General features: G+C 58.4%; 1 protein-coding gene. It reads left to right on the top strand.

Translation table 11 applies throughout. The annotated features are described in order from the left end of the window. Positions 1 to 49: 49 nt before the first annotated feature. Positions 50 to 1,005 (top strand): ISH3 family transposase (locus J2751_RS15485; protein ID WP_209487347.1); only part of this gene is annotated, 956 nt, incomplete at its 3' end.

Genomic DNA, 1,005 nt, shown 5'->3' with positions numbered 1-1,005 from the left:
CTCAGTCGATCACATCGGGTTTGAGTGAAAGTGTCTGCTTGGGAAGAGTGTGGAACCTACCGAAGCAGACAACGAGATAGAAGAAGAGCATCTTCTTAATTTTGTCGTCAACAGCCTCGATGAAGAGCTTGAGATAGACCTCGACGAGAACGTCAAGGTCACGACAGAGACGTTGTACGAGGTCCTCGCCGGCGCCAGCGCCGGCGGGACCTCGATCAATCACGTCTGCGAAACGACCGAGGACTCGCCACACGCCAACACCGTCCGAGGACATCTCACCGAGCAGTTCGAACTTGACTCCGTTGAGGCGGTTGGCGACACGCTACTTCAACGAGATGCGCTTGAGACGCTTCCAGATCGACCGGTGGAGGTCTGTGCAGACCTCCACCTCGACCCCTACTACGGCGATGAAGACGAAACAGAAGCGCTGTACTCTTCACAGGCGAAACGGGGAACCACGACGTTTCACGCGTACGCGACGCTGTACGCGCGGGTACGCAACAAGCGGTACACGCTGGCGGTGCGCCAGCTTGTCGCTGGCGACACCACCAGCGACGTCCTTGGTGAGTTTCTCGAGCTCCTCGACGGCCTTGACCTCGGCGTCAAGGCCGTCTATCTCGATCGCGGATTCTACAACAGCACCTGTCTTGGGCTGTTGTCCACGCACAACTACGCCTACGTGATGCCGATCGTCAAGTGGGGTGAAACGATCCAAGACGAACTCAGTAGAGGCTGGAGCCGCGAGATCGAACACGATCTCGCCGGCAAGGTAACGTTCCCTGTGTTCATCGACTGCGTCTACCAACAGGGACGATACGACGAACACGGGGTGGCGCGTCACGGCTACGCCGCTGACGCGCCGTTTATCGACACGCCACGGGATGCCCGAGAGCACTACAGCAAGCGCTTCGGCATCGAGTCGAGCTACCGATTAGCCAAGCAGAGCCTCGCATTCACCAGTTCTCAGGACGCTGGGCTACGGCTGGTGATGTTTGTGGTGAGCCT

It is taken from the genome of Halorubrum alkaliphilum (genome assembly GCF_017873815.1).
In the GTDB taxonomy this organism is placed as follows: Archaea; Halobacteriota; Halobacteria; order Halobacteriales; family Haloferacaceae; genus Halorubrum; species Halorubrum alkaliphilum.
The sequence above is the reverse complement of the archived record's forward strand: the minus strand, read 5'-3'. Positions and strand labels throughout refer to the sequence as shown.